General features: G+C 75.5%; 13 protein-coding genes. 5 read left to right on the top strand and 8 right to left on the bottom strand.

Annotated features, from left to right (window positions below):
• Positions 1-54: 54 nt before the first annotated feature.
• Both ACIRBY_RS36420 and ACIRBY_RS36415 read right to left on the bottom strand, forming a co-directional pair.
• Positions 55-861, bottom strand: coding sequence for an ABC transporter ATP-binding protein (locus ACIRBY_RS36420; protein WP_403908958.1), 807 nt, complete (start codon positions 859-861; stop codon positions 55-57).
• Positions 854-1,759 (bottom strand): ABC transporter permease, encoded by a 906-nt coding sequence (locus tag ACIRBY_RS36415; protein ID WP_403908955.1) that lies wholly within the window; start codon positions 1,757-1,759, stop codon positions 854-856. The genes ACIRBY_RS36420 and ACIRBY_RS36415 overlap by 8 nt, the downstream gene beginning before the upstream one ends.
• A 191-nt stretch (positions 1,760-1,950) precedes the next feature.
• Here ACIRBY_RS36415 and ACIRBY_RS36410 point away from each other — a divergent pair, with 191 nt between their 5' ends.
• The 3 genes from ACIRBY_RS36410 to ACIRBY_RS36400 all read left to right on the top strand — a co-directional run bounded on the left by ACIRBY_RS36410 (position 1,951) and on the right by ACIRBY_RS36400 (position 5,084).
• The gene (locus tag ACIRBY_RS36410; protein WP_403908952.1) at positions 1,951-2,592 is read left to right on the top strand and encodes a TetR/AcrR family transcriptional regulator; all 642 of its coding nucleotides are present in this window, start codon (positions 1,951-1,953) and stop codon (positions 2,590-2,592) included.
• Positions 2,593-2,845: 253 nt separating this feature from the next.
• Positions 2,846-4,051: an NAD(P)/FAD-dependent oxidoreductase gene (locus tag ACIRBY_RS36405; RefSeq protein ID WP_403908949.1), complete on the top strand. Its 1,206-nt coding sequence runs from the start codon at positions 2,846-2,848 to the stop codon at positions 4,049-4,051.
• A gap of 136 nt (positions 4,052-4,187) precedes the next feature.
• Positions 4,188-5,084 (top strand): RNA polymerase sigma-70 factor, encoded by an 897-nt coding sequence (locus ACIRBY_RS36400; RefSeq protein ID WP_403908946.1) that lies wholly within the window; start codon positions 4,188-4,190, stop codon positions 5,082-5,084.
• Positions 5,085-5,094: 10 nt separating this feature from the next.
• Here the strand turns inward: ACIRBY_RS36400 and ACIRBY_RS36395 are convergent, their stop codons facing one another.
• The 5 genes from ACIRBY_RS36395 to ACIRBY_RS36375 all read right to left on the bottom strand — a co-directional run bounded on the left by ACIRBY_RS36395 (position 5,095) and on the right by ACIRBY_RS36375 (position 14,508).
• Complete coding sequence (locus ACIRBY_RS36395) at positions 5,095-7,359, bottom strand: CDP-glycerol glycerophosphotransferase family protein (protein WP_403908943.1); 2,265 nt, start codon at positions 7,357-7,359, stop codon at positions 5,095-5,097.
• A 159-nt stretch (positions 7,360-7,518) separates the two neighbouring features.
• Complete coding sequence (locus tag ACIRBY_RS36390; protein WP_403908940.1) at positions 7,519-8,358, bottom strand: carbohydrate ABC transporter permease; 840 nt, start codon at positions 8,356-8,358, stop codon at positions 7,519-7,521.
• Positions 8,355-9,683 carry a carbohydrate ABC transporter permease gene (locus ACIRBY_RS36385; RefSeq protein ID WP_403908938.1) on the bottom strand — a complete coding sequence of 443 codons (1,329 nt, stop codon included), beginning with the start codon at positions 9,681-9,683 and terminating at the stop codon, positions 8,355-8,357. The genes ACIRBY_RS36390 and ACIRBY_RS36385 overlap by 4 nt, the downstream gene beginning before the upstream one ends.
• A 3-nt stretch (positions 9,684-9,686) precedes the next feature.
• Positions 9,687-11,111: an ABC transporter substrate-binding protein gene (locus ACIRBY_RS36380; RefSeq protein WP_403908935.1), complete on the bottom strand. Its 1,425-nt coding sequence runs from the start codon at positions 11,109-11,111 to the stop codon at positions 9,687-9,689.
• 103 nt (positions 11,112-11,214) lie between these two features.
• Positions 11,215-14,508 (bottom strand): FHA domain-containing protein, encoded by a 3,294-nt coding sequence (locus ACIRBY_RS36375; RefSeq protein WP_403908976.1) that lies wholly within the window; start codon positions 14,506-14,508, stop codon positions 11,215-11,217.
• Positions 14,509-14,986: 478 nt separating this feature from the next.
• Here ACIRBY_RS36375 and ACIRBY_RS36370 point away from each other — a divergent pair, with 478 nt between their 5' ends.
• Together ACIRBY_RS36370 and ACIRBY_RS36365 are read left to right on the top strand one after the other, a co-directional pair.
• On the top strand, positions 14,987-16,771 hold the full coding sequence (locus tag ACIRBY_RS36370; protein WP_403908932.1) for a serine/threonine-protein kinase: 1,785 nt from the start codon (positions 14,987-14,989) through the stop codon (positions 16,769-16,771).
• A 189-nt stretch (positions 16,772-16,960) separates the two neighbouring features.
• Positions 16,961-18,232, top strand: coding sequence for a serine/threonine-protein kinase (locus ACIRBY_RS36365; RefSeq protein ID WP_403908929.1), 1,272 nt, complete (start codon positions 16,961-16,963; stop codon positions 18,230-18,232).
• Between the two features lie 109 nt (positions 18,233-18,341).
• On the opposite strand, the gene ACIRBY_RS36360 is transcribed toward ACIRBY_RS36365, so the two are convergent.
• The gene (locus ACIRBY_RS36360) at positions 18,342-19,370 is read right to left on the bottom strand and encodes an isopenicillin N synthase family dioxygenase (protein WP_403908926.1); all 1,029 of its coding nucleotides are present in this window, start codon (positions 19,368-19,370) and stop codon (positions 18,342-18,344) included.
• Positions 19,371-19,686 lie beyond the last annotated feature (316 nt).

Below are 19,686 nucleotides of genomic sequence, written 5' to 3'. Positions count from 1 at the left end.
GGCCCGGAACCCTTCGGGGTTCCGGGCCCGGCCCGTTCGGCCTGGTGGGCGGGGTCAGCCCCGGGTGAAGGCCTCGTAGGCGTCGCAGACCTCCTTGGAGGGGCCGTCCATGCGGATGACGCCGGACTCCAGCCAGATCGCCCGGTCGCAGGTGTCGCGGACCGTGCCGATGGAGTGGCTGACCAGGAAGACGGTGCCGGCCTGGGCGCGGAGTTCCTCGATGCGGGCCTGGCTGCGGCGCTGGAAGGCGGCGTCGCCGGTGGCGAGGGCCTCGTCGATCATCAGGACGTCGTGGTCCTTGGCGGCGGCGATGGAGAAGCGCAGCCGGGCGCCCATGCCGGAGGAGTAGGTGCGCATGGGCAGGGAGATGAAGTCGCCCTTCTCGTTGATGCCGGAGAAGTCGACGATGTCCTGGTAGCGCTCGCGGATCTGCTGCTTGGTCATGCCCATCGCCAGTCCGCCGAGGACCACGTTCCGCTCGCCGGTGAGGTCGTTCATCAGGGCGGCGTTCACCCCGAGGAGGGAGGGCTGGCCGTGCGAGTAGACGGCGCCGCGTGCCACGGGCTGGAGGCCGGCGATGGCCTTGAGGAGGGTGGACTTGCCCGAGCCGTTGGTGCCGATGAGGCCGATGGCCTCGCCCTTGTAGGCGGTGAAGCTGACGCCCCGGACGGCGTGCACCTCGCGGACGCCGGGGGCGGGCTTGCGGGAGAAGATGCGGCTGAGCGCGGCGGTGGCCCCGCCCTTGCGGCCGCCGGAGTTCACCTTGTAGATGACGTGCACCTCGTCGGCGATGACGGTCGGGACACGGGTGTCGGTGGCGGCGGCGGTGTCGCCGCCGGTGCGGGTCAGGGTGTCAGCCACGGCCGTACTCCTCCTCTGCCTTCCAGAAGTAGACGAAGCCGCCGATGCCGGCGAGCAGGGCCCAGCCGATGGCGATCGGCCAGACGTGGTGGGGGAGCTGCGAGGCCTTGAAGCTGTCGATCAGGGCGAAGCGCATCAGGTCGATGTAGACGGCCGCGGGGTTGAGCTTGAGCATGATCGTGACCCAGTGCGGCAGGTGGTCCGACCGCAGCATGGCGTCGATGGACCACATCACGCCCGAGGAGTACATCCAGGTCCGCAGGACGAACGGCATCAGCTGGCTGACGTCCGGGTTCTTGCTGCCGATGCGGGCCATGACCATCGCGCAGCCCGCGCAGAAGACGGCCATCAGGAAGAGGGCCGGGGCGGCGAGCAGCCAGGACGGGGAGGGCATCTGGCCGAAGGCCAGCAGCAGGATGACCAGGGCGCCCATGGTGACCAGCAGCTGCTGGAAGAGCTGGACCACCGTGGACAGGGGCAGGCTGGCGCGGGGGAAGTGCAGGGCCCGGACCAGGCCGAGGTTGCTGTGGACGGCGCGGGTGCCGGCGTTGATCGAGCTGCCGATGAAGTCCCAGACGAACACGCCGGTGATCAGGAACGGCACGTAGTCGGGCACGCCGTGGCTGGCGTGCATCACGATGCCGAAGATGAAGTAGTAGACGGCCGCGTTCAGCAGCGGGGTCATCAGGTGCCAGACCTGGCCGAGCTTGGCCGTGCTGTACGTGGCGTGCATGCGCGCGGTGGCGTACGCGATCACGAAGTGGCGGCGGTCCCAGAGCTGCGCGACGTAGCGGGGCAGGGAGGGACGGGCGCCGCTGAGGGTCAGGCCGTGGGCCGCCGCCAGTTCCGCGGGGGTGGCGGGGGCCGCGGCGGGTGGCGCGGTGGTCGCTCGGGTCACGGGCTTCGCTTTCGACGGGGTCGGGGCGCCGCCGGCCGGGCCCCGGAGGGGGTCCGGAGGGTCCGGAGGGGGGAGCCGGGCGACGGGACGGGTCCGTATCGTCGCTACGGCGAGGTTAGGCCGCCCCGGGTCGGAACGCAACCGTATCGTCGTGACGGGTCGGTGGCGGCGTCCGCGGCTATGCTCTGTCCATGACCAACGAGCCCGCCGCCGCGACCGCCGCCCCCGTGCCCGCCCCCGCCCCGGCCCGCCGCGCCCCCGCCGGGGCGGCCGTCCTGCGCGAGGACGTCACAGAGGCGATCCGCGGCGCGGTGCTCGCGGAGCTGGCCGAGGTCGGCTTCGCCCGGATGTCCATCGAGGGCATCGCCCGGCGGGCCGGAGTCGGCAAGACGGCGGTGTACCGGCGCTGGAAGTCCAAGCTGCACCTGGTCCTCGACCTGATCGGAGCCTTCGCCACCGACGGCCTCCCCGTCCCGGCCACCGGCTCCCTCTACGGGGACGTACGGGCGCTGCTGGAGGTCATGACGCACGTGCTGCGGCACCCGGTGGCCTCGGCTGTGATCCCCGACCTGCTGGTGGAGGCCGCGCGGAACCCGGAGATCGCCGACGCGGTGCGCGGAGCCCTGCTCGACGGCCAGCGCCGCCTCGCCGAGGGGATCGTCGCGGAAGCCGTCGCGCGCGGCGAGCTGGGGGAGTCGGCCTCCCCGGAGCGGGCCCTGGACCTGGCGATCGGGCCGCTGTACTGGCGCCAGGTGGTGGTGGGCGACGCCGTACCGGCCGCCTACCTGGACGGGCTCGCCCGCTCCGTGGTCGCCGGACTGAAGGCCGACTGACCTCCCGACCGCCCCCCCGGCGGTCCCGGCCGGCGGCCCGGTCGGCCGAGGCGCCCCGCCGCCCGGTCGGCCGCGACGGCTCGCCGCCCGATCCGCCGCGACGGCCGCCAAGTGATCCGCCGAAGATCCGCCGAAGTGAGCCGCCGGTGTGAGCCACCGAAGTGAGCCGCCGGTGTGATCCGGCGCACACGATGTCACGTTCGGCCGGCCCCCGGTGTCCTGTGGTCGAACCCCTGGAGCCGGAGGAGACACCATGAGCGCGCAGAACACCGAAGTCCTCGTCATCGGCGGCGGATACGCGGGCGTCATGGCGGCCAACCGCCTGACGCGGCGCGACGACGTGAGTGTGACGCTGGTCAACCCGCGCCCGGACTTCGTCCACCGCGTCCGCCTGCACCAGCTGGTCGGCGGCACCGACCCGGCGGTCGTCGGCTACCAGGAGGTCCTGGCCGCAGGCGTACGGCTGGTGGTCGACACCGTGGAGCGGATCGACGCCGCCGCACGCCGCGTGGAGCTGGCGGGCGGCGGCGCGCGGGGCTACGACTACCTCGTCTACGCGGTGGGCAGCGGCAGCGCCGACCCCCGCGTGCCCGGAGCGGCCGAGCACGCCTTCCCCCTCGCCACCCTGGAGGAGGCGCGGCGGCTCCGCCCGGTCCTGGAGGCCGCGCCCGCGCAGGCCCCGGTGACGGTGGTCGGCGCCGGCCCGACCGGCATCGAGACCGCCGCCGAACTCGCCGAGGAGGGCCGCGCCGTCACCCTGGTCTGCGGCGGGGTCCTCGGCCCCTACCTCCACGCCCGCGGCCGCCGCTCGGTGGCCCGGCGGCTCGCGGCGCTCGGCGTGACCGTCCTGGACGGCCCCGGCACCCGGGTGTCGGCGGTGACCGCCGACACGGTCCGCCTCGCCGACGGCCGCACCCTGCCCGGCGGGGTGACCGTCTGGACCACCGGCTTCGCCGTCCCCGACCTGGCCGCACGCAGCGGGCTGAGCACCGACGCCCTCGGCCGCCTGCTCACCGACGAGACGCTGACCAGCGTGGACGACGCCCGCATCGTCGCCGCCGGGGACTCGGCGGCCCCCTCGGACCTGCCGCCGCGGATGAGCTGCCAGGCCGCGGTCCCCCTGGGCGCCCGGGCCGCCGACACCGTCCTCAGCCGGATCGCCGGCGAACGGCCCGAGCCCCTGAGCCAGGCCTTCGCCGGCCAGTGCATCAGCCTGGGCCGGCACGCGGGCATCTTCCAGTTCGCGAAGCGGTCGGACACCGCCGTCCCGTTCCACGTCGGCGGCCGCCCCGGCGCCCGGCTCAAGGAGCTCGTCTGCCGGGGCGTCCTCAAGCACCTGGCCGGAGAGGCCCGCGAGCCCGGCGGGTACAAGCTGCACCGCGTCTCGGGAGCCACCCGCCGCAAGCTGCTGGACGCCCGCGGCGCCGGGGCGCCGGCGACCGCCGAGCGGACGGCGTGACCGGGGGCCCCGCGCGGCCGCCCCGGCCGGGGCGCCGGCCGCGGGCCCGGCCCCCCGAACGGGACGACCTCGCAGGAGGCGTCCGTCCCCAGACCGCCGCCGGCCCGCGCCGGCGGTCGAGGAGAGGCACCGCCACATGACCACCGAACCCGCCGACCCGGCGACCGACGCGTTCGTCGCCCACCGCAACCTGCTCTTCACCGTCGCCTACGAGATGCTCGGATCGGCCGCCGACGCCGAGGACGTCCTCCAGGAGACCTGGCTGCGCTGGGTCGGCGTCGACCTGGCCCAGGTCCGCGAGCAGCGCGCCTACCTGGTCCGGATCACCACCCGCCAGGCCCTCAACCGGCTGCGCAGCCTCCAGCGCCGCAAGGAGGCCTACGTCGGCCAGTGGCTGCCCGAACCGCTGCTCACCGCGCCCGACGTCGCCGAGGACGTCGAGCTCGCCGAGAGCGTGTCGATGGCGATGATGCTCGTCCTGGAGACCCTCTCGCCCACCGAGCGCGCCGTCTTCGTCCTGCGCGAGGCCTTCGACTTCGGCTACGAGGAGATCGCCGCCGCCGTCGACAAGACGCCCGCCGCCGTGCGCCAGATCGCGCACCGGGCCCGCAAGCACGTGGACGCCCGCCGCCCGCGCCAGGCGGTCCCCCGCAGCGCCGCATCCGCGGCGGTGGAGTCCTTCCTGCGGGCCGTCGAGACCGGCGACCCGCAGACCCTCCTCGACGTGCTCGCCCCCGACGTGGTCCTGATCGGCGACGGCGGCGGGTTCAAGCAGGCCGCGCTGCGGCCGATCGGCGGCGCCGACAAGGTGGCCCGCTTCCTGCTCGGCGGCCTCGGCAAGACCAGGCTCCCGCTCACCCTCACCCCCACCCTGGTCAACGGGACCCCGGCACTGGTCGCCCACCTGGACGGCGAGCTCGACGGGGTCATGGCGATGCGGATCGAGGACGGCCGCATCAGCGGCCTCTACTACGTCCGCAACCCCGAGAAGCTGACCCACGTCCTGTCCGAGACCCCGCTCACCCTGCGCTGACCGGCGCCCCCTACGGCCACAGTCCCGCCGTCAGCGGCGCGCGGGCCGCGGCCGCCGCGGAGGCCGCCGCCGGCGCGGGACGGCGGTCCTCCAGCGGGGTGACGGCCGGCAGCGGGGTCTGCTGCCCCAGGAAGACCCGGCGCACCACGCGTTCGGCCGCGTACCCGTCGTCGTACGAGCAGAACCGCGAGCGGAACGCGGCGCGCAGCTGGGCCGAGCGGGAGCCCTGCCAGTGGCCGGTGGCGAAGATGTCGACGAGCTCGTCCTCGGTCCGGGCGATCGCCCCCGGAGGGCAGGACCGCAGGTCGAAGTAGGTGCCGCGGGCGGCCTCGTACGCCTCCCAGTCGTCCGCGTGGATCACGATCGGCCGGTCCAGGGACGCGTAGTCGAACATCAGGGAGGAGTAGTCGGTGACCAGCGCGTCCGAGGCCAGGCAGAGCTCCTCGACCGACGGGTGGCGGGAGACGTCCAGCAGTCTCGGGTGCGGGTCGTGGGCGGGCCCGGTGCCCGCGTACGTGAGGTGGGTGCGGGTGAGGACCGTGAAGCGCGGGCCCAGGTCCCGCAGGACCCGCTCGAAGTCCAGGTGCTCGGGGCGGCTGCGCCGGTAGTCGCGGTGGGTGGGCGCGTACAGGATCGCGGTGGTGCCCGGCGCGATGCCGAGGCGTTCGCGCAGGGCGAGGACCTCGGCCCGGGTGGCCCGGTGGAAGGGGTCGTTGCGCGGGTAGCCGTACTCCAGGGTGGTGTAGGAGGCGGGGACGGCCTTCTCCCAGACCAGGGTGGAGTGCCGGTTCGAGGAGAGCAGGAAGTCCCACTGGTCGGCGCCGCGCAGCAGGCCCTCGAAGTCCGTGGTGGGGGCGGCGGCCGGGCGGTCCTGGAGGTCGAGGCCGACCCGCTTGAGCGGGGTGCCGTGCTGGGTCTGGAGCAGGACCTGGCCCGGCCGTTTGACCAGGGCCCGGTCGAAGTTGACGTTGGTGGTCAGGTACGTGGCCCGGGCCAGGGCCGTCCAGTACGCGGCCGAGCCCGGGCGCAGCGGCGTCGTCTCCGGGGGCAGGGTCGCCGCGTGCCGCGGGTCGCAGATCCACGCCGTGCGCATCCGCGGGGCGAGCTCGCGCAGCTTGGCCTCGACGGCCGCCGGGTTGCAGGCGTAGCCGCCGTGCCAGTAAGCGGAGAACACCGCGAGTTCGGGCCGCAGGGGCAGCAGCCGCTGGATCCGGTAGTGCGTGCGCAGGGCGCACTCGCGCAGCCCCCGCCACAGCGCCGAGCCCGCCCGGGCCGCGGCCAGGCCCGACGCCCGGGCCGCCGAGGCGAGCCCGTAGGCGCGGCGGGCGCCGAGGCGCATCAGGGTGTGCCGCAGCCGGTCGGTGCGGCTCGGCGCCGGCGGCAGGACGCCCGCGCCGCCCGGGGGGCGGTGGCGGCGCAGCAGGGCGCAGGCGCGGGCGAAGAACTCGGCGCGGCCGGAGCGCGGGAGGCGCCGGGGGTCGGCGTACAGGGCGCAGAAGTGCTCGGCCATCCGCCGGTGCACCGCCGGGCGCCAGCGCTCCAGCTCGGGGCGCTGGGCGAGCCAGCCGAAGACCCGGTCGTACTGGTCGAGGACGTCGAGGTGGCGGCGGCTGGTGGTGGTCAGGATCGACCCGGTGCGCCGCTGGCGGTAGTGCACGCAGACCCGGTCGAGGACGGCCACGGACTCGGCGGCCAGCAGCGCCGGGTAGGTCCAGGGGGTGTCCTCGTAGAAGCCGGGCGGGAACTCCAGGCCCTCGCGCTCCACGTACTCGCGGCGGTACGCCTTGTTCCACACCACCATCAGCATGCCCAGCAGGGCCGGGCGGTCGGCGAGCCGGAAGCTGGCCGGGCCCTCCTCGGACAGCCGGTCGGCGAGGCGGTTGCGGACCACCTCGCCGGTCCAGAAGGCGCGGGCGTAGTCGTAGACGAGGACGTCGGGGGAGCCGGTGGCCTTCAGCCGGTCGGTGATGGCCTGGAGGGCGCCCGGGGCGAGGGTGTCGTCGCCGTCGAGGAAGAGCAGGTAGTCGCCGGTGGCCCGGGCCAGGCCCGCGTTGCGGGCCGGGCCCAGGCCGAGGTTGTGCGCCAGGTGCACGGCGGTGACCCGGGGGTCGCGCGCCGCGTACTCGTCGATGATCGAGCCGCAGGCGTCCGGCGAGGCGTCGTCGACCGCGATCAGTTCCACGTCCGGGCAGGACTGCGACAGGACCGAGTCCAGACTCTCCTGGAGGTACGCCTGAACCTTGTACGCGGGCACGATGACGCTGAACCGGGGCACGGCACATCCAGGGGTCGGCGCGGGCATGTTCCTCCCCCAGCCGCCGCTGGAGGTGCCCCCTGGAACGCCCTCGCGGCGATCGGGTTACGCGCCCTGCGGCATTCGGGTTACCCGGCGTCAACGCAGCACGTCAACGGCATGATCACGAGGGCTTTCAGGCTATTTGACCGCTCCGGCCATCACCCCCGTGACGAACTGCCGCTGGAAGGCGAAGAACACGGCGAGCGGCACGACCATCGACAGGAAGGCGCCGGGCGCCAGCACGTCGATGTTGTTCCCGAACTGCCGAACCTGCTGCTGGAGCGCCACCGTCACCGGCGGGTGCGCCGAGTCGGCGAAGACCAGCGCCACCAGCATGTCGTTCCACACCCACAGGAACTGGAAGATGCCGAGCGAGGCGATCGCCGGACCGCCCAGCGGCAGCACCACCTGCCAGAACAGCCGCAGTTCACCGGCCCCGTCCAGCCGCGCCGCCTCCAGTAGCTCGCGCGGGATCTCCGCGAAGAAGTTCCGCAGCAGGAACACCGCGAAGGGCAGCCCGAACGCGGTGTGGAACAGGACCACCCCGGCGGTCGTCTCGAACAGCCCGATCGCGCCGAAGAGTTCGGAGACGGGGATCAGCGCCACCTGTACGGGGACGACCAGCAGCCCCACCACGACCAGGAACAGCCAGTCCCGGCCGGGGAACTCCAGCCAGGCGAAGGCGTATCCGGCGAGCGCGCCCAGGGTCAGGACCAGCAGGGTCGCCGGCACCGCGATCAGGACCGTGCTCAGCAGGGAGCCGGTGATCGTGTCGTTCGCCAGCAGCTGCGCGTAGTTGGACGCCGTCAGCCGCGAGGGCGCGGTCAGCGCCTGCCACCAGCCGCCCCGGTTGAGATCGCCCGGGGACAGGAAGGAGGAGACCAGCAGGCCGAGGGTGGGCACCAGCCAGAACAGCGCGGCCAGCACGAGGAAGGCGCGCAGCAGCACGCTCCCCGCGAGACGCCGGACGACGCTCACCGCGAGGCCTCCTTCCGTATCCGGCGGATATTCAGCAGCATCACCGGCACCACCAGCACCAGCAGCAGGACCGCGATGGCGCTGCCCAGCCCCTGGTCGGCGTCCGTGCCGAAGGAGGTCCGGTACAGCTGGAGCGCGAGCACGTTCGCGTCGTCCTGCACCGCGCCCGGCGCGATCACGAAGACCAGGTCGAAGATCTTCATGACGTTGATGACGAGGGTCACCAGGACCACCACCAGCACCGGTGACAGCAGCGGCACGGTGATCCGCCGGAACACCTGCCACTCGCCCGCCCCGTCCACCCGGGCCGCCTCCAGCAGCTCCCGCGGCACCGCCGCCAGCCCGGCCCCGATCAGCACCATCGCGAACCCCGCCCACATCCACACGTACGCCCCGATCACCGCCGGGGTCACCAGGACCGGGCCCAGCCACTCCACGCCCGCGTACGCCGCCCGGAAGTTCGACGCCGGCAGCCGCAGCAGGGCGCCGTCCGCGGAGCCGGGCAGGGCGAACGTGCCGTCCGCCCGGGCCGTGGCCGCCGCCACCACCCGGCCGCCGCGCACCGCCTCGATCCGCATCCCCGACAGGCCCGTCTCCGTCGGGTCGACCGCGTTCACCGCGCCGCCCCCGCCCCGGGTGAAGTCCTGCCAGACCGTGCCCGTCACCTTCCCCGGCACCGCCTGCGCGGCCCGCGCCGCACGGGCCCCCGCGGGCAGGGCCTCCGGGGCCACCCCGACCAGCGGCAGCAGCGCCGGCACCCCCGCCCGTACCGGCTCGCGCGTCACGAACGCACCGCCCGCGGCGGGCTCCAGCGGCGAGTCCCGGCCCGGCCGGGCCTTCGGGAACGCCGAGGCCGGGGCGAAGGTGTCGTGCACCCCGACCGCCACCGCGTTGGCCACGCCCCGGTGCGGGTCGTGGTCGTACACCAGCCGGAAGATGATCCCCGCCGCCAGCATCGAGATGGCCATCGGCATGAACACCAGCAGCTTGAACGCCGTCCCCCAGCGGACCCGCTCGGTCAGCACCGCGAAGACCAGGCCGAGGGCGGTGGCCAGGGCCGGGGCCACCGCCACCCACACCGCCGTGTTGCGCAGGGCGGTGCGGATCGCCGGATCGCGCACGATCGCCTCGTAGTTGGCGGCGCCGACGAAGGCGTCCCCGGAACGGTCGAAGAGGCTGCGGTAGAGCGAGAACCCGATGGGCTGCACCACCAGCGCGCCCAGCAGGACCAGCGCCGGCAGCAGGAACGCCGCCGCGACCAGCCGCCGCCGCACGGCCGCCCGGCGGCCCGGCGCGCCGGGCCGGGCCGCCCGTGTGGTCGTCACCGCCTACTCTCCGTACGCCTTGGCCGCGTCCGCCTCCAGCCTCGCCTGGGTGCCCGCCACGTCCGACGGGTTCGCCAGGAAGTCCTGGAGCGCCTTCCACTCACCCGCGCCCGGAGTCCCGCCGAACGCGGCCGGTGCCTGGTCCGACATGTCGAAGCGGAAGTCGTCGCCCGCCGCGATCAGCGCCTTCGCGATGCCCCGCTGGATGTCGTTCGGGTACGCCGCGAAGTCCACCGCCTTGTTCGGGGAGACGAAACCGCCCTCCCCGGCCTGGATCCGCGCCGCGTCCGCCGACGCCAGGAACGTCAGCAGGGCCTGCGCCCCCTTCGACGGCTTCAGCGCCACCGCCACGTCACCGCCCGAGACCACCGGGGCCTTCGCACCGACCGCCGGGAACGGGAAGACCAGGGCGTCCTTGCCGACCTTCGCCTCCGTCTGGCCGATGTTCACCGCCACGAAGTCGCCCTCGAAGACCATCGCCGCCGCCGGCCGGTCGCCCCCGGTGAACACCTGCGTCACCGACTTCGGGAACTCCGTCGCCAGCGCCCCCGCCGTGCCGCCCGCCAGGAAGTCCTTGCGGCCGAACAGCTCGCCGAGGGTGGTCAGCGCCTGCTTGACGCTGTCGTCCGTCCACTTGATCTGGTGCTTCGCCAGCTGGTCGTACTTCTGCGGGCCCGCCTGCGAGAGGTAGACGTTCTCGAACCAGTCCGTCAGCGTCCAGCCGTCCGCGCCCGCCACCGAGACCGGCGCGGTGCCGGAGGCCGAGAGGGTGTCGGCCGCGGCCAGCAGCTCCTTCCACGTCTTCGGCGGCTTGACGCCCGCCGCCTCGAAGGCCTTCGCGTTGTACCAGACCAGCGACTTGTTCGCCGCCTTGTAGTAGACGCCGTACTGGGTGCCGTCGACCGCCCCCAGCTGCCGCCAGCCCGGCGAGTAGTTGGCGTCGAGCTGCGCCCGGGCCTCCGGGCCCACCGGCTGCGCCCACTTGTTCCGCACCGCCGCGGTCAGCGCCCCGACCTGCGGGAGCAGCGCCACGTCCGGGGGCTGACCGCCCGCGATCTTGGTGCCGAGGAAGGTGACGATGGGGTCCTGGGCCGGGACGAAGGTGACGGTCGCGCCCGTCCGCTTCTCGAACTCCTTGAGCACCTTGGTGAAGTTGGCCTGCTCGGGCCCCGTCCAGACCGCCGAGACCTCCAGCTTCTCGCCCGGGAGCTTCGGTAAGGCGACGGTGGGGGCCTGCTCCCCGCCCGTGGACGGGGTGCTGCCGGCGCTGCCGCCGCCACCGCCGCCCCCGCACGCCGTGAGGGCGAGCGCGCCCGCGGCGGCGAGGGCCGTCCAGGCCCGCGCCCGCGTCCCCGCCGGGCCTCTCGTCCGGCTCCCCGCCAGGCTTCTCGCCTGGCTCGATCCGTACCGTCCGTGCTGTCCGCGCATGGTGCCGCCCCCGATGCCGTGTGGCCGTGGTGTGCTCCGTGCCACCAGGTCTACGCCGCGCCGCGCACCCCCGCAATACCGCGTCGCACGGAGCGGCGGGGCGTCAGGGGGCCGCCGGGAACAGCACCGGTATGGCCGAGACCAGGTGCGAGGCCCGGTCGAGGGCGCTGGCCAGGAGGGCGAGGTCGGTCGGCCCGTTGCCCAGCTCGCGCACCGGCCGTCGGGCCGGCGGGTCGCCCATCCGCTCCCACTCCACCGGGACCACGGTCGGCCTCAGGGTCGCGGTGCGCGGGATCCGCCCGGTGACCCGGCCCGCCTGGAACGGGACCGCCCGCCCGTCGGCGTACAGCAGCCGGCCCCGGCCGGGGCCCGGCCGGTCCGGCCCCTCCAGCTCGATCCGCAGCGCCGCCCGCCGGGCCGGCTCGGTCTCCGCGGTGCGGTCCGGGCGGGCGGTGGCGGCGATCAGGTGCACACCGAGGCGGGCGCCCTCACGGGCCACCCCCTCCAGGATCCGTACGAGTGAACCCGCGGCGGGCCGCCCTGGGCTGCCCAGCGCCGGCGCGACCAGCGCGTCGAAGTCGTCCACCAGCAGCACCAGCCGGGGCAGCGGGCTCGGGCCGGCCGCCGGATCGGTGCGCGGCCCCGAGGCCCGCAGCCGCAGGGTGCCGGTGCGCTGCGGATCGAGGTCGCCGCGGTGCTCGCCCGGACCCGGGTCGCGGGGCGAGACCATCCCGTCGGACAGGCTGCGCCGGCCGTGCCAGTCGGCGAACGGCACGCCGTCCAGCAGCTCGTGGCGGCGCTTGAGCTCGGTGGCGAGGGCCTGCGCGAACTCCCGCATCCGCAGCGGGTCGGAGGCCACGAGGTGGGCCGACACGTGCGGCAGCTCCGTGCAGGGCAGGAGTCCGTCGCCGCGTTCGCCGCCGGCGCCGTCGAGGAGGAGCAGGCCCAGGTGGTCCGGGCGGGACCCGGCCGCCAGGGAGGCGGCGAGGGAGCGCAGCAGCTCCGTACGGCCGCTGCCGGCGGGGCCCTCGACGAACAGGTGCGGGCCGTCGTGGACCAGCTCGGCGCCGACCGGCCCGCGCCGGCCGGCCCCGAGGACGACGTCGGCCAGCCCGCCCACGGCCCGGCCCTGGTCGGCCGCGGCGGCCCAGCGGGCCATCAGGGACGCGGGGGTGGCGCGCGCCAGCCCGAGCTCGTCCAGCAGCCGGGCCGCCGCGGGCAGGCTGGCGGCCGTGCGGTGGCCGCCGTGGCCGTCCGCCCGCGGGGCGTCGGCGCGCAGCGGGGCCAGGGCACGGGCGAACCGCTCCGCCCAGGCGGCGGAGACCCCGTCCGCGACGGCGGTGGCACCCGGCGGGACGGGCTTGCCGCCGCTGACCGCGAAGGTCCGCACGGCGGTCGCGACGTCCCCGCTGAGCAGGGCGACGGCGGCGCAGTCCCGGAAGGCGGGGGTGCCCGCGCAGGCGGTGTCGTACGTCTGCCCCACCGGGGAGGCGGGGGTGGCGGCCGGTGCCTCGGCGAGCGCGAGGACGTGGATGCCGGCGGCGGCGCCGTGCGAGGCCAGCCGGCCGGTGAGGTCGCGCAGGGAGGCGGTGCCGGGGTCGCCGTCGAGGACCACCAGGGTGCGGGGGCCCTCGTACGCGCCGGCCGCCCGGCGCACGGCCGACGGCTCCGCGTTCGCCCAGCCGGCGCCCAGCGGACCGTCGTCCAGCCGCCGGGTCAGCTCGGCGGTGCGGGCGGCCGCCTGGTCGCGGTCGTACGCCAGGAGCAGCCGGCAGTCCTGGCCGTGCGCGGGGCGTACGTGGGGCAGCCAGCCGAGCCAGGCCCAGTCGCGGCGCCGCTCCTGGAGGGGCCGGGCGCGGTCGGCGGCCAGCAGCACGATCTCCAGCCGGGCGGGCGCGTGCAGCCCGGCGAGCTGCGCCACGACGGACCGCGCCACGCCCATCAGCCGGGTCCGCGGGCCCGCCACCCCGAGCGCGCCGCTCTCGCGCAGCGCCACCCGGCTGCCGGCCCCGAGGCCCACCTCCAGGAACGCGGGGTGCCCGGCCTCCCGCGACCACAGCCGCCCGGTGGGCCCGAGCGCCGCGAGCAGCAGCGCGGCGGGGTCGTCGGCGTCGGGGGCGGCCGGAGCGGGCTCCGCCGCCTCCACGGCCTCGACGACGGCCTCCTCCTCGCCCCGGACCCACTTCCGGGCCCAGGCCCCGATGCCCCCGAGCCTGCGCCGCGGGGCCTCCTCCGGCTGCGGCTCGGGAGCCCCGGGGGAGCCGGGGTACGCGGCGGGCGCACCCGGACGGCCCGCGCCGCCGGGCGCGGGGTACGGCCCCGCGCCCGGGGACGGGGGGTGGTGGGGGGCCGCCTGGGCGCCGGGTGCCGCGGCGCCCAGGGCGCCCGCGCCGGTACCCGCGGCGCCGCCGAAGGTTCCCGTGCCGCCCGTGGCGCCCGTGCCGGTGCCGGTGGCGCCGCCGAAGGGGCCTGTGCCGCCCGTGGCGCCCGTGCCGGTGCCGGTGGCGCCGCCGAAGGGGTCCGTGCCGCCCGTGGCGCCCGTGCCGGTGCCGGTGGCGCCGCCGAAGGGGCCTGTGTCGCTCGTGGCGCCCGTGCCGGAGTCCCGGTCCGTAGCGGCGGCGGTGAACCGGCCCGTACCGCCGGAGGTGCCCGGGCCGGAGTCCCGGCCCGTACCGCCCGCGGCGAAGCGGCCCGTACCGCCGGGGGCGACCGCGCCACCGCCGGTACCCGTGCCGTCGCCCGGGGCGGTCGGCAGGGCGAGGTGGCCCTCCAGGTCCGGGGTGACCGGGAGGCGGTCGCCGCCGCCCCCGGCCAGCCGCAGCGTGGACTCGCCGATCCGCAGCAGCGCCCCGGGCGCCAGCGCGACCGCCCGGACCCCCACCTCGGCGCCGTCCAGCGTCGTGCCGTTCGTCGAGCCGAGGTCGGCCACCGCCACGCGCCCGTCCGGCATCACGGTCACGGTGCAGTGCAGCCGCGACACGTCCGGGTCGTCCAGCGGGACGTCCGCGTCGGCCGAGCGCCCGATCCGCACCGACCCGGGGTGCAGCAGGTGCACGCCGCCCGCGTCGGGGCCGGCCACCACGTGCAGCTGCGGGGCGCCGAGCCCGTCGTCCCCCAGCGCGCCGACGTCCGGCGCCGGGACGTGGAGCGTCAGCACGGCCCCGTCCACCAGCGGCGGCTCGCCCAGTACGGTGCGCTGGAGGTCGAGGCGGCGCGACCCGGCGTACAGCACCACGGTCCCGCCCGTGTCGGGGCCGCCGACGGTCGCCGCGAGCCCGGAGGCCACCGCGGCCAGCGCGGTACCGGCGGGTGCGGTGACGAGCACGTCACAGCCGGCGGGCGCGGCGGCGGCCTGGTGGCCGCCGCGCGACCCGAGGACGGTCAGCCGGATCTGCATCGCCGTCAGCGGTCCCTTCTGCGCGGAGCGCAGTGCGCGGTGCGGGGCGCCCGGCGGGGTGCGGCGGGACATGTCTGCCCGGTCAACCCCCCGCCCGGCACGGACGTTTCGTCCGTTCAGGTCAGCCGGAAGGCAGGGCTCCCGTCCCGGCCGTTCCGTACGGGTGCATCCTCGCACCTGTCACCCGCAACACGCCCGGCACCCGCCAACAAATGATCTTGATCGACGACGGCCGCCTCCGATCACCGCAAGGATTCGGCCACCCGATCGAGCGAATGCCGAGGTGATTCCGGGGAAAAGACCCTCAGGCATAGGCCGCAAAACTCACCCTTCGCACAAATGTGCGGCAACCAACCTCCTGTGACCCGCGTCCTCCACGGAGACACCCCCTAGAGTTGGGCCGGAAACCCATCCGGAGCCCATCGGGAAACCCACTCGGCGGAATCAGCCGGAAAACGACAGCAGGGGAGCGCGAGACGTGCGGCCAGTCGGCAGCAAGTACCTGCTCGAGGAGCCGCTCGGACGCGGCGCCACGGGCACCGTCTGGCGTGCCCGCCAGAGGGAGGCCGCCGGCGCGGAGGCCGCCGTCGCCGGCCAGCCCGGCGAGACCGTGGCCATCAAGGTCCTCAAGGAGGAGCTGGCCCAGGACGCGGACATCGTCATGCGCTTCCTGCGCGAACGCTCCGTCCTGCTGCGCCTGACGCACCCCAACATCGTCCGCACCCGCGACCTCGTCGTCGAGGGCGACCTCCTCGCCCTCGTCATGGACCTGATCGACGGCCCGGACCTGCACAAGTACATCCGGCAGAACGGCCCCTTCAGCCCGGTCGCCGCGGCCCTGCTGACCGCGCAGATCGCGGACGCGCTCGCCGCCAGCCACGCCGACGGCGTCGTCCACCGCGACCTGAAGCCGGCCAACGTCCTGCTCGACGAGAGCAACGGGCAGATGAAGCCGATGCTCACCGACTTCGGCATCGCGCGCCTCGCCGACTCCCCGGGCCTCACCCGCACCCACGAGTTCGTCGGCACCCCCGCCTACGTCGCCCCCGAGTCCGCCGAGGGTCGCCCGCAGACCTCCGCCGTCGACATCTACGGCGCCGGCATCCTCCTGTACGAGCTGCTCACCGGCCGCCCGCCCTTCGCCGGCGGCACCGCGCTCGAAGTGCTCCACCGCCACCTCAGCGAGGACCCGCAGCGGCCCGCCTCCATGCCGGAGGCGCTGTGGATCGTCGTCGAGCGCTGCCTGCGCAAGGAGCCCGACGAGCGCCCGAGCGCCGAGAGCCTGGCCCGCGGCCTGCGCGTGGTCGCCGCCGGCATCCGCGTCCACTCCTCGCCCGACGAGGTCGAGGCGGCGCTCGGCGTCGGCGCGCTGCTCGCCCCCGACCCCTCGCCCGCGCCGGTCCCGGCCGCCGCCCCGCAGCTGCCCGGGAGCACCGCGCCGACGCAGGCGACGCCCGTGGCGGCGGGGGACTACGACCCGAACGCCATGACCAGCGTCCTGCCGCCGGTCGACGGGGCGGACGCCACCACCGTGCTGCCGCCCGTCACCGGCGGGCCCGGCGGCGGGGCCCAGGGCGCCCCCGACCCGACCTCCGTGATGCCGCCCGTGCAGCGGCCCGACGCCCCGCACCCGTGGCAGTCGCAGATGCGGGCCGCGCGGGACCGCAACGAGCAGACGCAGATGCACTACCTCGACCCGGCCGAGGACCCCCTGCGCCGCCGTCCGCAGCGCCAGGCCCCGCCCGTGCCGCCGCCCCCGCAGCACCAGCCGCAGCAGCACCAGCCGCAGCAGCACCAGCAGCCGCAGTACCGCCCGGCCCCGCCGCCGCAGCAGCAGTACCAGCAGCCGCCCCAGTACGCCCCGCAGCCCCAGCCGTACCAGCAGCCGCAGGCGTACCAGCCCCCGCCGCCCCCGCAGCAGCAGGCGCCGTACCGGCAGCCGGTGCAGCCGCCGGTGCAGCAGCAGCCGCAGCGCCCGCCCCGGCAGCAGCCCCCGCGCGAGCCCCGCCCGCCGCGCGAGCCCCGCCGCCGCAGCGCGAACCCCGTCCGCATCCCGGGCCTCGGCTGCCTCAAGGGCTGCTTCGTCCTGCTCCTGCTGCTCTTCGTGGGCGGCTGGCTGATCTGGGAACTGACGCCGCTCCAGGAGTGGATCGGCACCGGCAAGGGCTGGTGGGACCAGGTGTGGAGCTGGGGAAGCGACGCCGTGGACTTCGTCACCTCGATCGGCGACAAGGCGAACGGCGGCGGCAGCGCCGGTTCCTGACGGCACGGCAGCCTTCGGACGGCGCCGCGCGGGGCCTTTTTCACCCCGCGCGGCGCCGACTTCGTGGATTTGTCGACATCCAGGGCGTGATTTCGCCCGCAGAAGTGAAGGTCACCGCGATCCGGAGCGCCGGGCACCCATTCGGCCGCGTAACTTTGGGGCGTTACGCCAGCCGCTGAGGGAGCAGTCGTGGCACGGAAGATCGGCAGCCGGTACACAGCGCACCAGATCCTGGGGCGCGGCAGCGCGGGCACGGTGTGGCTGGGAGAAGGGCCGGACGGGCCCGTCGCCGTCAAGCTCCTGCGCGAGGACCTCGCCTCCGACCAGGAACTGGTCGGACGGTTCGTCCAGGAGCGCAGCGCGCTGCTCGGCCTGGAACACCCGCACATCGTCTCCGTCCGGGACATGGTCGTCGACGGCAACGACCTGGCCCTCGTCATGGACCTCGTCCGCGGCACGGACCTGCGCACCCGCCTCGACCGCGAGCGGCGGCTGGCCCCCGAGGCGGCCGTGGCCATCGTCGCGGACGTGGCCGACGCGCTGGCCGCGGCGCACGCCGCGGGCGTCGTCCACCGGGACGTGAAGCCGGAGAACGTCCTGCTCGACATGCAGGGCCCGCTCGGGCCGGGCGGCGCGCACCCCGCGCTGCTCACCGACTTCGGCGTGGCCAAGCTCATCGACCACCCCCGCCGGACCCCCGCGCCGCCCGGCGCCCGCACGGCGGCGGCGACCACGCGGATCATCGGGACGCCGGACTACCTCGCCCCCGAGATAGTGGAGGGCCTGCCCCCGCGGGCGGCCGTCGACATATACGCCCTCGCCACGGTCCTGTACGAGCTGCTGGCCGGGTTCACCCCCTTCGGCGGGGGACACCCGGGAGCGGTGCTGCGCCGGCACGTCACGGAGACCGTGGTCCCGCTGCCGGGGATCCCCGAGGAGCTGTGGCAGCTGATCGTCCAGTGCCTGGCCAAGGCGCCGGCCTCGCGGCTGCGCGCCTCGGAGCTGTCCGTACGGCTGCGGGAGCTGCTCCCGCTGCTGGCCGGGCTGCCGCCGCTGGACGTGGACGAGCCGGACGACGCGGAGCCGGAACAGGAGGCCCCGGCCGCCGCCGAGGAGTCGGCCGCCCCGGATCCGGTGCGGCGGCGGGGCGTGGTGCCGCTGGTCCCCGGGTCCGCGACGGACTCCAACCGGGACACGCACACCTCCATGCGCGTGCCGACGCCGGACGAGCTCGCGGGCGGGGCCCTGGGCACCGCCCGCGTGCCGCGGCCGGCCGGCGGGCACAAGCCGGGATCCGCCCGGCACCGGTCCGAGGCGGTGCGCAAGCGCCGGCTGGTCCTCTCGGCGTCCGCGGTGGCGCTGGCCGCGGCCGTCGGGGTCGGCGGCTGGCTCGCCGCCTCCGGCGAGGACCCGGCCCCCCGGCCTCCCGTCCCCTCCCACACCACTCCGGCCCGGCGCTAGGCCGCGCCTTTCGGATCGGGCCGGGTCCAGCCCGGCGCGCAGCCCGTTGCGCGGGGGCCGGGGGCGGCTCCGCACGGCGGCGCCCCCCCCGGACCCGCCCGGGGCTCGGCTACGCCGCCGTGACGAGCGACGGGTGCCAGCGCCGCGCCACGGCCGGGTGGGCCCGGACCCAGCCCTTCAGCTCGTTGCGGCCGTACTCCGCGTGCAGCGGGTTCGAGGCGTCGTGCGCGACCCCGGGCGCGGACCGCAGGTACTCCCCGGGCACGGTGTCGACCACCGCGTCCAGTCGCGGGTTGTAGAAGAACGGCACCGAGAACCGCTCCACCGCCCCCGGCGGGCTGACCACCCGGTGGTCGGTGGCCACCAGGTACCCCTCCGTGGCGATCTCCAGCAGCTCGCCCAGGTTCACCACGAACGCCCCGGGCATCGGCGGGATGTCCACGAAGCCGCCGTCCCGGACGACCTGGAGCCCGCCCACCCCGTCCTGCAGCAGCAGCGTCAGGAAGCCGTAGTCCTTGTGCGCGCCCACCCCCTGGTCCGCGCCCGACGGGGCGGACCCGGGGTAGCGGATCAGCTTCGTGTGCAGGTGCGGCCGGTCCGCGAAGGCCGCGTCGAAGAAGTCCGCGGGCGCCCCGATCGCGGTCAGCAGCTCCCGCAGCAGCCGGTGCGCCACCCCCGCCAGCCGCTGCTGCCAGTCCAGCACCGCCTCCCGCAGCTCCGGCAGCGCCGCCGGCCACTGGTTCGGGCCCTCCAGCCACAGGTACGCGGGGTCTTCCGGTCCGAGCTCCGGTGCGGGCCGCTCCGCGCCGACGTCCAGCTGGTCCCGCCAGTCGGAGGCCCCGCCGGTCAGCTCGTGCCCGATGCGGGTGTAGCCCCGGAAGTGCGGGGAGTTCAGATTGCTCACGGACAGCCGGTCGGCCTCCGGGAGTGCGAAGAAGGCCCTGGTCAGCTCCAGGATGCGGGCCGTCTCGGCCTCCGTGATGCCGTGCCCGGTCAGGTACAGGAAGCCCGTGTCGCGGGCGGCGGCGTGCAGCTGCTTGAGGAAGTCGTCCCGCTCCGCGGGGTCGTCGGCCCGGGACAGGTCGATCACGGCGAGGGAAGAGGAGGAGGGGCTGGAGGAGGGGTGCGCGGACGGCATGACGGCTCCGTTTCGGATGTCACGGGGTCCTGTGCCCCAAAGATGGCGGGGCGGCGGGCAGCGTGGAACGGACCGCCGGCAGGGATGGCGCCGGGCGGGCGCGGCCGCGTACAGGACCGAAGTCGGATCGGGGTTGATCAGGCTTGTGCGAGGTCCGGCGGCAGACAGCTCGTGGTGGTGACACGCATGTGGTCCACATGGCGGCGCTTCACGAGTAGAACGGTCATACGGTGAGCGTACGCCCGTACCCACCCTCCTCCGAACACGTTCATCAGGCCTGGCCGGAGATGGCCGTCCGCGGACCGGCTACGCTGGA

It is taken from the genome of Streptomyces sp. NPDC096136 (assembly GCF_044763325.1).
Classification (GTDB): domain Bacteria; phylum Actinomycetota; class Actinomycetes; order Streptomycetales; family Streptomycetaceae; genus Streptomyces.
The sequence above is the reverse complement of the archived record's forward strand: the minus strand, read 5'-3'. Positions and strand labels throughout refer to the sequence as shown.

What these genes read in the sequence shown, in the direction of transcription:
- ACIRBY_RS36410 (WP_403908952.1), top strand. Translation starts at nt 1,951, where the DNA reads ATGACCAACGAGCCCGCCGCCGCGACCGCCGCCCCCGTGCCCGCCCCC.
- ACIRBY_RS36405 (WP_403908949.1), top strand. Translation starts at nt 2,846, where the DNA reads ATGAGCGCGCAGAACACCGAAGTCCTCGTCATCGGCGGCGGATACGCG.
- ACIRBY_RS36400 (WP_403908946.1), top strand. Translation starts at nt 4,188, where the DNA reads ATGACCACCGAACCCGCCGACCCGGCGACCGACGCGTTCGTCGCCCAC.
- ACIRBY_RS36380 (WP_403908935.1), bottom strand. Translation starts at nt 11,111, where the DNA reads ATGCGCGGACAGCACGGACGGTACGGATCGAGCCAGGCGAGAAGCCTG.
- ACIRBY_RS36375 (WP_403908976.1), bottom strand. Translation starts at nt 14,508, where the DNA reads ATGCAGATCCGGCTGACCGTCCTCGGGTCGCGCGGCGGCCACCAGGCC.
- ACIRBY_RS36360 (WP_403908926.1), bottom strand. Translation starts at nt 19,370, where the DNA reads ATGCCGTCCGCGCACCCCTCCTCCAGCCCCTCCTCCTCTTCCCTCGCC.